This window comes from Mycobacterium senriense, from assembly GCF_019668465.1.
In the GTDB taxonomy this organism is placed as follows: domain Bacteria; phylum Actinomycetota; class Actinomycetes; order Mycobacteriales; family Mycobacteriaceae; genus Mycobacterium; species Mycobacterium senriense.
In genome coordinates, this window is the sequence record NZ_AP024828.1 from 2397555 (window position 1) to 2410218 (window position 12664).

Here is a 12664-nt window from a genome sequence, read left to right on the forward strand (position 1 = left end):
GACCTGATTTCGGCGAGCCGAATCCCGACGGGTTCAGTTGCCTGCCAACATGTTTGGCGCAAATGCGGTGAGTCTGATGCCGCATTGCATCGATTTCGGGACTTATCCCCGAGTTTTTCGACCTCTATCGGCGGCGCATCCGTTCGAACCGATGTCGCCGCGCAGCCCAGGTGCGATGATCGGGACTATGGACGTCGACCATCCGCAAGACGACCAGCGTTGGGATCGCGATGAGCGAGGCGAGACCGAAGTTCAACGGCTGGACCGCAATTGGAACAGCCTGCTGCAGGAGCTGCGGGTGGTGCAGACCGGGGTGCAGCTGCTGACCGGCTTCCTGCTGACCCTGCCGTTTCAGCAGCGGTTCGACGTGCTGGGCCCGCACATGCGCGTCGTCTACCTGGCCACCGTGGTGTGCGCGGTGTGCGCGACCGTCTTGCTGATCGCCCCGGTCGCGATGCATCGCTTACTCTTCCGGCGTCATCGGCTTCAGGTCCTCGTATCGGCCGCGCACCGGTGCGCCTTCGCCGGGCTCGGCCTGCTCGGCCTGGCGGTGATCGGCCTCACCACGATCATTTTCGCCGCGGTGGCCGGGCGTAATGTCGGCCTGATAGCCGGAGCATGTGCGCTGCCGCTGTTCACCTTCTTCTGGTGGGTGCTGCCGCTGATGCTGCGGACGCGCGGCGACTGAGGCGAAACTCGTCGGTCAGCGGCCCGGCGCGAGTGCCGCGATTCGGGTGGAGTCCAGGTGCTCGAGCAGGTCGCGTGGATCGGCGAAGACAGGTTCGGCGCCCGCCTCCTGCAGCTCCGCGCGGGCGATGCCGCCGCTCAGCAGCCCGATGCACGGCAATCCCGCGCCGGCCGCGGCGTGCGCGTCCCATACGGCGTCCCCGACGAACACGGCGTGCTGGGCGTCCACGCCGGCGCGGTCCAGCGCCACTCGCACGATGCCGGGTTCGGGCTTGGCGGTGTCGACGTCCCGCGACGATGTCGTCTCGGAGATCACGTCGTCGGAGTCGAGCACTTTGCGCAGAATCTCCAGCTCGTCTTCGGGCGCCGAGCTGGCCAGCACCACCTGTAAGCCCAGCTCGGCGACGCGGCGCAGCAGGTCACGGGCCCCGGGCAAAGGTTGCAGCAGCGGGGTGATCTCCCGGTAGTACTGGCTGTGCTTGTCGCTGAGCCGTTCCTGCACGTCGTCCGGGGCGTCATCGGAGAGCGTTCGGACCAGCCGGGATCCGTCCATGCCGATGCACCGGTGGATTTGCCAGGACGCGACCCGCATGCCTTCGGCGTCGAACGCGCGCCGCCATGCGTGGACGTGCAGATAGTTGGAATCCACCAGCGTGCCGTCGACGTCGAACAGGACGGCGGGTGTGCCGCCACGCGCCATCAGGGCAGGCTCCTGGGGTCGGTGTCGGCAAGCGTGCCTACGCGCGGTCGTGAAGTCATGTGCGCGGCATACCCAGGCTGGGGGCGGCTGACACAGTGCATGGTCTCGTTTGGCCACCGACGCGACGGGTACAGCTGCGGCGTGATCCGCGACAGCGGGGCGTCTTCGCCGTGCCGGACGGCGGATCGATCGTGACCGTACGCGCACGAATAATGCTGGCACACAATAATTCTCGACGAGCAATGACGTTGGATTACCCCAAGAACCCCCGGTCGACCATGCCCGTACCACCCGTCAGCACGCCGGAGAACCCTTCAAGAACGGCGCCAACGCCCCCGGCCTCGCCGGTTCCGCCGTCGCGGTCCTCGCCTTGACCGTCGGCCTGTCCGCCGTGGCGGCCGGACATCTGGTGGGCGGCGCCGTCGCCCTGCTCGTGGCCGTTGCGCTGGGCGCGCTGAGCGCCGCGTGGCTGCTGCGCTCCCACCGCAACGTCCGCGACGGCGAACTACGCTGGCACGCCGCGCATTCGACCAACCGGCGCCACCGCCCAGCAGCTGAGGACGCGTGGTTTGCCGTCGGTGCGGCACCCCACCGCGGGGCGGCACCGGGCGGAGCATGCTCGCGGCCGATTTCCCGGTTGCCACAACTTTTTTCCGGCAGCGACGGTGTAACGCGCCCACAAACGGGGTACAGCCTGCGCCACGGGTGGGTACAGGAAAGTGCGTCAACCCGTTCCATCGCAGGAAGGAACAGCAATGGCGACCATCACCGACTACGACGCACGCCGTGTATCCGACGCCGACACCCACGAGAAATCCTCGCTTCGCGAACTCGCGCCGACCCTCCACGGGCCTGCCACCGCCGTGGTCGACGAGGACCCCAACGAGGCGCCCTTCGAGCTGCCGGGCGCCGACCTGTCCGGAGAAGAGTTGTCGGTGACGGTGATTCCCCAGCGAGCCGACGAGTTCACCTGCTCGAGCTGCTTTCTGGTGCAGCACCGCAGCCGGATGCGGGTCTCCAGCGCCGGCGCGCCGGTGTGCGCCGACTGCGCCTGACACCGCCCTGGCGGCACACCCCACGGCCCGGTGACGCACCTCGCCGGGCCATGGCGCGACGGTGAACCTGCGTGGATCGCCCTGGGTTGTCGGTGGCATCCACTAGGTTCATCGGACAAATGGAGAAGGTACTCGGGTCGCTCCTGCTGCTGGGTTTAGCGCTCCCTTGGTATTTGACGCAGAAGGCCACCGGCAGCCTGCCGGCGGGATGCCTCGCCGGACTAGGCGGGCTCGCCGTCGCCGTGGCGATCTCGTGGTGGCTGTCGGTACAGCGGGACCGCTACCAGGCCGACGCGCACCGACGACGGGACCTGAAACTGTCGAAATCCGGGCTGCGGGCGATCGACCGGATGTCGGGCACCGAGTTCGAGGAATTCGTTGCGGCGCAGCTTCGCGTCGCGGGTTACAGCGTCACCCCGACTGCCGGCACCGGTGACTACGGCGTGGATCTGATCGCCAAGAAAGACGGCGCCCGCATGGCCGTCCAATGCAAGAGGCTGGCGAAGGCGGTCGGCGTGGCCGCGGTCCAGCAGGTCGTGGCCGGGGCGCTGCACCACGGCTGTAGCGGGACGGTGGTCGTGACCAACCAGACCTTCACCAAGGCGGCCCGCCGGTTGGCGGGTACCCACCACTGCCGCCTGGTGGGCCGCTCCCAGGTGCAGAGCTGGACACGAATTCAGCCCGTCGTCGTGCGGGGTCCGCGGCGCACACACGCGGTCGCACCGCGGGCCAGACCGCAACGGCTCGAACCGGAGTGGGAAAGCTAGCGAGATGTGCTGGGCCACGGCATGTTCGGCCCGGCCGCCGGTCACCCTCCGTGGCGTCAGCGCCCGGTTGCGTCCTCGATCACCCGGCGCGCGATGTCGCGAAGCGGGGTGTTCATGCTCTGCGACAGTTTGATCAGGGTATTGAAGGCGGTCTGGTCGTCGAGGTCGTAGCGCTCGATGAGGATGCCCTTGGCCTGTCCGATCATGTCGCGGGTGCTCAGGGCTTCCCGGAACTGCTGGGTGCGCACGACGTTGCTCCACGCCAGGGCGCCCAGCGTCGCGAAGATGGCGGCGATCCGGCGCGAGTCTTCGGCGAAGGACTGCGGGCGCTCGGTGTAGAAGTTGAGCGCGCCCATGCTCAGCTCGTCGGCGAACATGGGCAGCGAGAGCACGCTGCGAATCGGCGTGTGTTCGAGCGCGTCGGCCCGATACTTCGGCCAGCGCTCATCGGCTTCGAGGTCGTCGATGACGACGACCTTGCGAGTCCACGCGGCGTGGACGCAGGGTCCCTCGAGGTGGCGCTGCTGGAACTCGTCGAGCAGCCGGGCGCAGTCGTGCGTGACCGACGGCGTGCTGATCTCGTTCTGCCGGCTGGTGACGGTGATCCCCGCTTCCTGGGCGCCCGGCACCCAGTGCGCGGCCGCCCTGGTCAGGTCGTCCAGCACCTGGGGGAAGTCGCCGGAGTCCGCCGAATAGATGGCCCGCAGAACGTCGGTGAGCAGGCTGAGATCGTCAAGATTGGTCACTGAGTGTCGCCCTCATGCTTCGAGACCGGTGGCAGGCATAGACCCGTACCGTTCAGGAGCCTGCGGTCTCGCAGAGCGATCACTTGGAGTTTTTGACGGCGACGAATGTCAATGCTGTTTGCTCAGCATTACGGTGAGATCCACTATATCGGCCCGGTTTCGGGAGAGGGCGCCCGATACCGGTCCGGCAGAAACACGGCCCACGGCTGCGATGCTGTGCTCGGATGGCCGGCCCGCAGCGGCGAATGAGCGATCAATGTCGAACTGGTCGGGGTGGCGGGATTCGAACCCACGGCCTCTTCGTCCCGAACGAAGCGCGCTACCAAGCTGCGCCACACCCCGCTTGAAGCTTCGACAGCCTATCGCACCGGCCCATCGGGAGGCCAAACCGCGGTGGGGCAGGTCACTTCCAGGAGCACGATCGCTCGAACTCCACCAGCGCCTCGGCCGGTCCCGCCGGGTCCAGCCCCTGCGCCGTCAGCCATTCGTCGCTGAAATAGGTGTCGCGGTAGCGGTCGCCGCTGTCGGCGAGCAGGGTGACCACCGAGCCGCTGCGGCCCTCGGCGACCATCTCGGCGAGCAGGCCGAACGCACCCCACAGGTTGGTGCCCGTCGACGGTCCGACGCGGCGGCCCAGCACGGCGCTGACGTGCCGCGCGGCCGCGATCGACGCCGCGTCCGGCACGGACACCATCCGGTCGACCACGCCGGGCAGAAACGACGGCTCCACCCGCGGACGGCCGATGCCCTCGATGCGCGACGAGGTGGGCATCACGACGTCGTTGCGGTCCTCGGCGTAGGCGGGAAAGAACGCGGAGTTCTCCGGGTCCACGACGCACAGCCGGGTGGCGTGCCGTCGGTAGCGGATGTAGCGGCCGATCGTGGCGCTGGTTCCACCGGTGCCGGCCCCGACCACGATCCAATCCGGCACGGGGTAGCGCTCCTCGCGCATCTGCTCGAAGATCGACTCGGCGATGTTGTTGTTGCCCCGCCAGTCGGTGGCGCGCTCGGCGTTGGTGAACTGGTCCAGGTAGTGCCCGCCGGTCTCCCGCGCGACCCGCTCGGCCTCGGCGTAGACCTCGCTGGAGCTCTGCACGAAATGGCAACGGCCGCCGTGGGATTCGATCAATGCCACCTTCGAGGTGCTCGTCGCCGCGGGCATCACCGCGACGAACGGCAGACCCAGCAGCGCCGCGAAATAGGCCTCCGACACCGCCGTCGAACCCGACGACGCCTCGACCACCGTGGTGCCCTCGTCAATCCAGCCGTTGCACAGCGCGTAGAGGAACAACGAGCGGGCCAGCCGGTGCTTGAGGCTGCCGGTGATGTGCGTCGTCTCGTCTTTGAGGTACAGCGCGACCTCAGCGCCCGCGCTCCACGCCGAGGGCAGCGGGTAGCGCAGCAGGTGGGTGTCGGCGCTGCGCCGGGCGTCGGCCTGGATCAGCCGGATCGCGTTGTCTGTCCAGCAGCGTGAGCGGCCGCGAGCCGCGATCCGGGTCTGGTCGGTCAACGCACCGATGCTGTTGGCTGCGAACGGCTCAGGTCACTGGCCGCGTCGCGGTCGCCCATCGGGGTGGCGATCAACGTCAGCAGGGTCGCCTCCGGCCGGCAGCAGAATCGCACCGGCGCGAACGGCGAGGTGCCCATCCCGGCGGAGACATGCAGTTGCATGTTGGCGCCCCAGCGGGACGGTCCCTTCGCGCGTGAGCGGTCCAGACCGCAGTTGGTCACCAGCGCGCCGTAGAACGGCAGGCACACCTGACCGCCGTGGGTGTGTCCGGCCATCACCAGCTGGTAGCCGTCCGCGGCGTAGCGGTCCAGTACCCGCGGCTCGGGCGAATGGGTGAGTCCCAGCCGCAGATTCGCGGCCGGACTGGCCGGGCCCGCGATGGTTTCGTAGCGGTCGCGGTCGATGTGCGGGTCGTCCACGCCCGCGGCGGCGATGTGCAGACCTGCCACCTCGAACTCGCGCCGGGTGTGGGTGAGGTCGAGCCAGCCGCGCTCGGTGAACGCCGCCCGCAGGTCCTGCCAGGGCAGCGGTTCACCGCGAACCCGGTGCGACGGGTTGGTCACGTAGTTCAGCGGGTTCTTCACCCGCGGGCCGAAGTAGTCGTTGCTGCCGAACACGAAGACCCCCGGCCGCGACAGCAGATCACCCAGGGCCTGGATGACCGCCGGGACCGCCTTGGGGTGGGCCAGGTTGTCGCCGGTGTTGACCACCAGATCCGGTTCCCAGCCGGCCAGTTCGCGCAGCCACGCCTGTTTGCGGCGCTGTCCGGGCGTCATGTGGAGGTCGCTGATATGCAGCACCCGCAGCGGGGTCGAGCCCGGGCTGAGCACGGGCATCGTGATCTCGCGCAGGACGAACGCGTTGCGCTCGATGAACGCGGCATAGCCGAGGCCGGCGACGCTCGAAGCTACTGTGGCGGCGCCGGCACGTATCAGGACGGGCAAAACATCAGCCATGCTGGCAGCCTACTGCCGGTCGGGGACTGGCAGCGTATCTCTTGGGTCACGACGCCCGGCCGTGCGACCACGCGGCCCGCGAAGCGGGGTGCGGTGGGGGTACCTCCCGCTTGCGGGGGAGAGCGCGGCAATCGCGCCTACGGGGGCGGCTGAGCGGGTGCCGGTGGCGGCGGCGCCAGCAGCGGGATCGTGATCGGCGGCAGACCCGGAATCTCGACGACCTGCGAGCCGACCGGCGGCGGCGCGCCTTCCGGTGGCGGCGGCGGAGCCGGCGGGATGCCGTTGCTGACCTGGATGGTGACAATCGACCCCGGAATCGTTGCGCCGCTAGGGGTTGTCCCGACCACCTCGCCCTGCTTGGCGCTGCTGTTGACGAAGTTGTTCTGGTCGGCGACCTGGAAACCGGCCTCCTTGATGCGCTGGCGCGCCGCGTCGATATCCAGGCCGGCGACGCTGGGCACCCGGGAGCCCGGCGCCCCGTCGACGTAGCGAGGGTCGGTGGGCGGCAACTGCACCGGCCCGAAGTTGAGGGCGATCGGCTTCATCGCGGTGAACCACGTGCGCGCCGGCTCGTTACCGCCGTACAGGTCGCCCTCGCCGCAGTGGCGCAGCGGGGCGGAGCACAGATCGGTGGGGTTGGTGGAGTCGTCGTAGATGTAGTTGGCCGCCGCGTAGTGGTTGGTGAAGCCCACGAAGCCCGACGAGCGGTGGGCCTCGGTGGTGCCCGTCTTACCGGAGACCGGCAGGTCCCAGCCCGCGGCGCTGGCCGAGCCGGCCGCCGTCCCACCGCCCAGCGCGTCCTTGCTCATCGCGTTGGCCAGGGTGTTCGCCAGGCCCTCGGGCACCACCTGATCGCAGGTCTCGGTGGTCACCGCGACCTCGTTGCCCTTGCGGTCGACCAGCTTGTCGATCGGGTTGGGCGGGCACCAGGTGCCGCCCGACGCGAGGGTGGCCGCGACGTTGGACAGCTCCAGCGCGTTCACCTCGATCGGGCCCAGGGTGAACGAGCCGATGTTCTGCCGTTTGACGAAGTCGGCCAGGCTCTCGTTGCTGTCCCGGTTGTAGTCACGAGCGGTGCCCGGATCGGCGTAGGACCGAAGCCCGAGTTTGATCGCCATGTCCACCGTTCGGGTCACGCCGACCTGCTGGATCAGCTTGGCGAACGCCGTGTTCGGGGAGGTGGCCAACGCGTCGGTGACGTTCATCGACCCGCGGTAGTTGCCGGCGTTGATCACGCACCAGTTGTCCTTCGGGCAGCCCTTGGCCCCACCGCTGCCCATGCCCTTGGCCTGGAAGCGGCCCGGCACCTCGAGGGTGGCGTTGGTGCCCATGCCCATGTCCAGCGCCGCGGCCGTGGTGAAGATCTTGAACACGGATCCCGCGCCGTCGCCGACCAGCGAGAAGGGCTGCGGGCGCATGGTTTGACCCGCGTCGACGTCGAGCCCGTAGGTCCGGTTGCTGGCCATGGCCATCACCTTGTGCGACGTCTTGCCGGGCTGGATCACGCTCATCACGCTCGAAATGCCCGGCAGCGTCGGGCTGGCGAACTTGTCGATGGCCGACTTGACCGGGATCTGCACGTCCGGGTCCAGCGTCGTCTTGATCAGGTAACCACCCCGGGCGACCTGTTCCTTGCTGATGCCGGCCCGGGACAGGTACTCCTGGACGTAGTCGCAGAAGAACGCGCGGTCGCCCGCCGCGATGCAACCGCGGGGCAACTCGTTGGGCTGCGGCAGGATGCCCAGCGGCGCCGCCTTGGCGGCGCGCAGTGCCTCCTCTTCCTGCGGAATGTTCTCGATCATGGTGTCCAGCACCAAGTTTCGCCGTGCCAGGGCGCCGTCGGGGTTGATGTACGGGTTGAGCGCGCTGGTCGACTGCACCATGCCCGCCAGCAGCGCCGCCTGCTGCCAGTTCAGGTCGGACGCGTTGATGCCGAAGTACGTCTGGGCGGCGTCCTGCACGCCGAACGATCCGTTGCCGAACGAGACCAGGTTCAGATACCGGGTCAGGATTTCGGGCTTGGTGAAGGTCTTGTCCAGCGTCAGCGCCATGCGGATCTCACGCAGCTTGCGGGCCGGGGTGGTTTCGACCGCCGCGCGCTTCTCGGCGTCGGTCTTCGCGGTGACCAGCAGTTGGTAGTTCTTGATGTATTGCTGCTCGATCGTCGAACCGCCGCGGGTGTCGACGTCGCCGCGGGCATAGCCGGCCAGACCGGTCAGGGTGCCTTTCCAGTCCACCCCGTTGTGGTCGGCGAACCGCTTGTCCTCGATGGAGACGATCGCCAGCTTCATCGTGTTGGCGATCTTGTCGGTGGGCACCTCGAACCGGCGCTGCGAATACAGCCAGGCGATGGTGTTGCCCTTGGCGTCGACCATCGTCGAGACGGCAGGCACTTCGCCCTCGAGAAGCTGAGCCGAGCCGTTGGCGACCACTTCCGATGCCCGATTGGACACCAGTCCTATTCCGCCGGCGAAGGGGAACAGGAGAGCCGTGGCGACGACGCTGGCCAACACACACAGCCCCGCGAGCTTGAGGATCGTGAGCGCGGCCGGGGGGCGGTCTGACATGGGTACTACAGTAGCGGCCCCCAGTCACGCCGCCACGCTGCGCTTTCTCCAAAAAATTTCGTCATCTCAACACCGGCGGCGACGGGCGCGAATTGGAATTGCGGCACAGGTCAGACGGGCAACGGCGCGTCCAAGATCACTTCTTCGTCGGTCGTTTGGTACGAGGCTGGACGCTCGTCCCAAAAAAAGCGTTATCGGACTGTTGCGCAATTGCCACCTGACCACCTAACTTAGACACACGGTGAGATTCAGGTAACACCGAAGTACACAGTGTGGCGTAGATCGCGAGACTGGATCTGCACCCCAGGAGGGCGGCCGTGACGGGCGGCCGGTAGGGAAGGGAACAGTTCGTGTCACCAATACGGCCGGCGGCGCGTAGGACAAACATTGCAGCCGCACAAGGGGTACTCCGCAGTGTCGATGCCGAAGAACGGATCGCGTGGGTCTCGAGGGCGCTATGCCGGACCACCGATCCCGACGAACTGTTTGTCCGCGGCGCGGCCCAGCGCAAGGCGGCAGTGATCTGCCGGCATTGCCCGGTGATGCAGGAGTGCGGGGCAGACGCGCTGGACAACAAGGTCGAGTTCGGGGTCTGGGGCGGCATGACCGAGCGGCAACGCCGCGCCCTGCTCAAGCAGCACCCCGATGTGGTTTCCTGGTCAGACTTCTTCGACAAGAGGCGGCCCCGCAGCGTCGGCTGACGGTTCACCTGGCCAATTGCGGGGCCGTAGCCCTGAGCGGCCTGCCCGCTCCTCATTACGTTTCTGTTACGACGGGCCCGGGGCCGCGGAGTTGCAATCGAGTCAGCCGGCCGTTGCGCGGCCGTCACCGACCGAAGTGATCTGATCGGCCAGCGCGCGCAGCGCCTCCAGGTCCGAGACATCGAAGGGCAGCGACGGAACGCCGATGACCGGCACGTGCGGATTGGCGCCGGTGAACCGGGAAAGCAATCTGATCTCCCGCTTGGCGGTCTGCGCCCGCTCGGCGTGAATCTTCAGCACCGCTGAGGCCAGCGACGCCGCCTCGGAGTCGGCGTCGTGGTCCAGCATTTCGCTGCCGTCGATCGCCCGCTCGGCCGGCAGGGAGCACAGCGGCGGGTGGGTGCGGTTGAGGACCAGCCCGGCGAGCGGCATCCCTTCCTGCGACAGCCGGTCGACGAAGAACGCCGCCTCGCGCAGCGCATCCGGCTCCGCCGCCGACACCACAACGAACTGCGTCCCACGCCTTTTCAGCAGCGCATAGGTGCGATCGGCCTTCTCGCGGAAGCCGCCGAAGGTGGCGTCCAGCGACTGGACGAATGCCGCGGCATCGCCGAGCATCTGTGAACCCAGGATCGTCGAAATCGCCTTCATCGCCAAACCCATTGCGCCGGTAACCAACCGCCCGATGCCCCGGCCCGGCGCGAGTAGCAGCCGCCACAGCCGGCTGTCCATGAAGCTGCCCAGCCGTTTGGGCGCGTCCAGGAAGTCCAGCGCGTTGCGCGACGGTGGGGTGTCGACCACCACCAGGTCCCAGCGGTCCTCGGCCAGCAGCTGGCCCAGCTTCTCCATCGCCATGTACTCCTGCGTGCCGGCGAGTGAACTGGCGACCGTTTGATAGAACTGGTTATCCAGAATCGCTTGTGCCCGACCGGGTCCGGAGTACTGGATCACCATCTCGTCGAAGGTGCGACGCATGTCGAGCATCATCGCGTGCAGCTCGCCGGGAACCTCCGCCACCAGCGGGACCCGCTGCGGCGTGTTGCCGAGGTCGCTGACCCCCAGCGCCTGGGCCAGCCGTCTGGCCGGATCGATCGTCAACACGCAGACGTTGCGGCCGTACTCGGCGGCGCGCAGCGCGATCGCGGCCGCGGTGGTGGTCTTGCCCACCCCACCCGCGCCGCAGCACACCACCACGCGGTTGGTGGTGTCGGCCAGGATGGCGGCCATATCAAGCTGTTTGGGTGTGGTACTCATCGAACCCCCTGCTGTGCAAGCGATTCCGACAGCTCGTAGAGGCTACCGAGGTCGACCCCGTCGGAAATGGCGGGCAATTCGAGTCGGGCCACCTTCAACGCATCGAGCTGTTGCGCGATCTCGGCGCGCGTAGCGATGACGGTGGCATGCTCGATGGTCTCCGTTAGCAGGCCCGCGAAGTCCTTGTCGCTCAAGGTGATTCCGGACTTTTCCAATCCGGCCCGCACCGAATCCGCATCGACGTCCCCCTCGGCGGCCTTCGCCAGGTCGGCCGGCTGCAAGTACGAAGCGATGTTGCGGTTGACGATGACGCTGCCGATCGGTAGCTGCATTGCGGCAAGCTCCTCGATGGCTTCCAGCGTCTCCTGGACCGGCAACGCCTCCAGCAGGGTGACTAAGTGAATGGCCGTCTGCTCGGAATGCAAGAGCTTCACCACGCCGTCGGCCTGGGAATGCACGGGGCCGCCCTTGGCCAAATCGGACACCGCCTTGGTGACATCCAGGAAGCGCGCGATCCGTCCGGTCGGCGGGGCGTCGACGACGATCGCGTCATAAACCGGGAGCCGATTCTTGTCGACCCGGATCACCGTCTCCTTGATCTTGCCGGTCAACAGCACGTCACGCAGACCCGGCGCGATCGTCGTCGCGAACTCGATCGCGCCGATGCGGCGCATCGCGCGGCCGGCAATGCCCAGGTTGTAGAACATGTCGAGGTATTCCAGGAACGCCGCCTCGATGTCGATCGCCAGGGCGTTAACCTGACCGCCGCGTTCGGCGGTCGCGATCTTCACCTCCTGATACGGCAGGGGCGGGACGTCGAAGAGTTGCGCAATCCCTTGGCGGCCCTCGACTTCCACGAGCAGCACCTTGCGGCCCCCGGCGGCCAGGGTCAGTGCCAGGGCGGCCGCGACGGTCGACTTGCCGGTGCCGCCCTTGCCGGTCACGAAATGTAAACGGGCCTTCGTCAAGCGCGACGGCCAGCCGATGGCAGCTCCGCCGCTCGATGTGGTTGCCACCTTCGCATGCTAGCCCGACGGGCCGCTGGGCTGGCCGGAGCGGTTCACCGGCGACCGATAAGCTCGCGGCATGAGCCAACCGACCGCATGGGAGTACGTCACGGTTCCGCTGCTGACGCATGCCACCAAACAGATCCTCGACCAGTGGGGTGCCGACGGCTGGGAGTTGGTGTCGGTGCTGCAAGGGCCGACCGGCGAGCAGCACGTCGCGTATCTGAAGCGCCCCAAGTAAAGGGTCGGGTCCGATGAGTGCTTCGGCCCGGCTTGAGGAGCTCGGCCTCGCGCTGCCGGAGGTGGTCGCGCCGCTGGCCTCCTACGTACCGGCGGTGCGCACCGGGAACCTGGTTTACACCGCGGGTCAGCTCCCGATGCAGGACGGCAAGCTGTTGGCCGCCGGTAAGGTCGGCGTCGGCATCAGCCCGGATGAGGGCAAGGCGATGGCGCGTATCTGTGCGCTCAACGCGCTGGCGGCCGTCAATTCGCTGGTGGGTATCGACGAGGTGGCCCGGGTGGTGAAGGTGGTCGGATTCGTCGCCTCGGCCCCGGGATTCAACGGCCAGCCCAGCGTCATTAATGGTGCCTCCGAGCTGCTCGCCGAGGTGTTCGGCGAGCAGGGCGCACATGCGCGCTCGGCGGTCGGCGTCTCCGAGCTGCCACTGGATGCGCCGGTGGAAGTGGAGCTGATCGTCGAGGTCGGCTGAACGC

13 protein-coding genes, 1 tRNA gene and 1 pseudogene are annotated in these 12664 nt (G+C 67.8%); 7 read left to right on the forward strand and 8 right to left on the reverse strand.

The features are described from left to right. Window positions 1–187 precede the first annotated feature (187 nt). The gene (locus tag MTY59_RS11390; RefSeq protein ID WP_221045729.1) at window positions 188–688 is read left to right on the forward strand and encodes a DUF6328 family protein; all 501 of its coding nucleotides are present in this window, start codon (window positions 188–190) and stop codon (window positions 686–688) included. A gap of 15 nt (window positions 689–703) precedes the next feature. Here MTY59_RS11390 and MTY59_RS11395 read toward each other — a convergent pair whose 3' ends face one another. After that, complete coding sequence (locus tag MTY59_RS11395) at window positions 704–1387, reverse strand: HAD family hydrolase (protein ID WP_221045730.1); 684 nt, start codon at window positions 1385–1387, stop codon at window positions 704–706. Between the two features lie 242 nt (window positions 1388–1629). Here MTY59_RS11395 and MTY59_RS27835 point away from each other — a divergent pair. The 3 genes and pseudogenes from MTY59_RS27835 (at window position 1630) to MTY59_RS11410 (ending at window position 3209) form a co-directional block, all read left to right on the forward strand. Further along, a pseudogene (locus tag MTY59_RS27835) lies at window positions 1630–1945 on the forward strand (hypothetical protein). Window positions 1946–2142: 197 nt separating this feature from the next. Further along, entirely contained in the window at window positions 2143–2442 is a 300-nt protein-coding gene (locus MTY59_RS11405; RefSeq protein ID WP_221045732.1) for a DUF4193 domain-containing protein, read from the forward strand. A 119-nt stretch (window positions 2443–2561) separates the two neighbouring features. After that, window positions 2562–3209: a restriction endonuclease gene (locus MTY59_RS11410; RefSeq protein ID WP_221045733.1), complete on the forward strand. Its 648-nt coding sequence runs from the start codon at window positions 2562–2564 to the stop codon at window positions 3207–3209. A 56-nt stretch (window positions 3210–3265) separates the two neighbouring features. On the opposite strand, the gene MTY59_RS11415 is transcribed toward MTY59_RS11410, so the two are convergent. The 5 genes from MTY59_RS11415 to ponA2 all read right to left on the reverse strand — a co-directional run bounded on the left by MTY59_RS11415 (window position 3266) and on the right by ponA2 (window position 8988). Further along, window positions 3266–3955: a GAF and ANTAR domain-containing protein gene (locus tag MTY59_RS11415; protein WP_221045734.1), complete on the reverse strand. Its 690-nt coding sequence runs from the start codon at window positions 3953–3955 to the stop codon at window positions 3266–3268. 265 nt (window positions 3956–4220) lie between these two features. Beyond that, window positions 4221–4297: transfer RNA gene (locus MTY59_RS11420), tRNA-Pro, on the reverse strand. Window positions 4298–4358: 61 nt separating this feature from the next. Next, entirely contained in the window at window positions 4359–5465 is a 1107-nt protein-coding gene (gene cds1, locus MTY59_RS11425; protein ID WP_221045735.1) for an L-cysteine desulfhydrase Cds1, read from the reverse strand. Further along, window positions 5462–6421 (reverse strand): metallophosphoesterase, encoded by a 960-nt coding sequence (locus MTY59_RS11430; protein ID WP_221045736.1) that lies wholly within the window; start codon window positions 6419–6421, stop codon window positions 5462–5464. Before MTY59_RS11430 ends, cds1 begins: the two co-directional genes overlap by 4 nt. 137 nt (window positions 6422–6558) lie before the next feature. Beyond that, window positions 6559–8988 carry a transglycosylase/D,D-transpeptidase PonA2 gene (gene ponA2, locus MTY59_RS11435; protein ID WP_221045737.1) on the reverse strand — a complete coding sequence of 810 codons (2430 nt, stop codon included), beginning with the start codon at window positions 8986–8988 and terminating at the stop codon, window positions 6559–6561. A gap of 350 nt (window positions 8989–9338) precedes the next feature. Here ponA2 and MTY59_RS11440 point away from each other — a divergent pair, with 350 nt between their 5' ends. Beyond that, on the forward strand, window positions 9339–9689 hold the full coding sequence (locus MTY59_RS11440; protein ID WP_221045738.1) for a WhiB family transcriptional regulator: 351 nt from the start codon (window positions 9339–9341) through the stop codon (window positions 9687–9689). 102 nt (window positions 9690–9791) lie between these two features. Here the strand turns inward: MTY59_RS11440 and bagB are convergent, their stop codons facing one another. Together bagB and bagA are read right to left on the reverse strand one after the other, a co-directional pair. Beyond that, window positions 9792–10943 (reverse strand): ATPase BagB, encoded by a 1152-nt coding sequence (gene bagB, locus MTY59_RS11445; protein WP_221045739.1) that lies wholly within the window; start codon window positions 10941–10943, stop codon window positions 9792–9794. Beyond that, window positions 10940–11959 carry an ATPase BagA gene (bagA, locus tag MTY59_RS11450; RefSeq protein WP_221045740.1) on the reverse strand — a complete coding sequence of 340 codons (1020 nt, stop codon included), beginning with the start codon at window positions 11957–11959 and terminating at the stop codon, window positions 10940–10942. Before bagA ends, bagB begins: the two co-directional genes overlap by 4 nt. Window positions 11960–12029: 70 nt before the next feature. Between bagA and sp36 the strand changes: the two genes are divergently transcribed. Both sp36 and MTY59_RS11460 read left to right on the forward strand, forming a co-directional pair. Further along, window positions 12030–12191 carry a Sp36 family protein gene (gene sp36 / locus MTY59_RS11455; protein ID WP_007772224.1) on the forward strand — a complete coding sequence of 54 codons (162 nt, stop codon included), beginning with the start codon at window positions 12030–12032 and terminating at the stop codon, window positions 12189–12191. A gap of 13 nt (window positions 12192–12204) precedes the next feature. Next, the gene (locus tag MTY59_RS11460; protein ID WP_221045741.1) at window positions 12205–12660 is read left to right on the forward strand and encodes a RidA family protein; all 456 of its coding nucleotides are present in this window, start codon (window positions 12205–12207) and stop codon (window positions 12658–12660) included. Window positions 12661–12664 lie beyond the last annotated feature (4 nt).

Coding starts and splice junctions, on each gene's coding strand:
- MTY59_RS11390 (WP_221045729.1), top strand. CDS start 188: ATGGACGTCGACCATCCGCAAGACGACCAGCGTTGGGATCGCGATGAG.
- MTY59_RS11395 (WP_221045730.1), bottom strand. CDS start 1,387: ATGGCGCGTGGCGGCACACCCGCCGTCCTGTTCGACGTCGACGGCACG.
- MTY59_RS11405 (WP_221045732.1), top strand. CDS start 2,143: ATGGCGACCATCACCGACTACGACGCACGCCGTGTATCCGACGCCGAC.
- MTY59_RS11410 (WP_221045733.1), top strand. CDS start 2,562: ATGGAGAAGGTACTCGGGTCGCTCCTGCTGCTGGGTTTAGCGCTCCCT.
- MTY59_RS11430 (WP_221045736.1), bottom strand. CDS start 6,421: ATGGCTGATGTTTTGCCCGTCCTGATACGTGCCGGCGCCGCCACAGTA.
- ponA2 (WP_221045737.1), bottom strand. CDS start 8,988: ATGTCAGACCGCCCCCCGGCCGCGCTCACGATCCTCAAGCTCGCGGGG.
- bagB (WP_221045739.1), bottom strand. CDS start 10,943: ATGAGTACCACACCCAAACAGCTTGATATGGCCGCCATCCTGGCCGAC.
- sp36 (WP_007772224.1), top strand. CDS start 12,030: ATGAGCCAACCGACCGCATGGGAGTACGTCACGGTTCCGCTGCTGACG.
- MTY59_RS11460 (WP_221045741.1), top strand. CDS start 12,205: ATGAGTGCTTCGGCCCGGCTTGAGGAGCTCGGCCTCGCGCTGCCGGAG.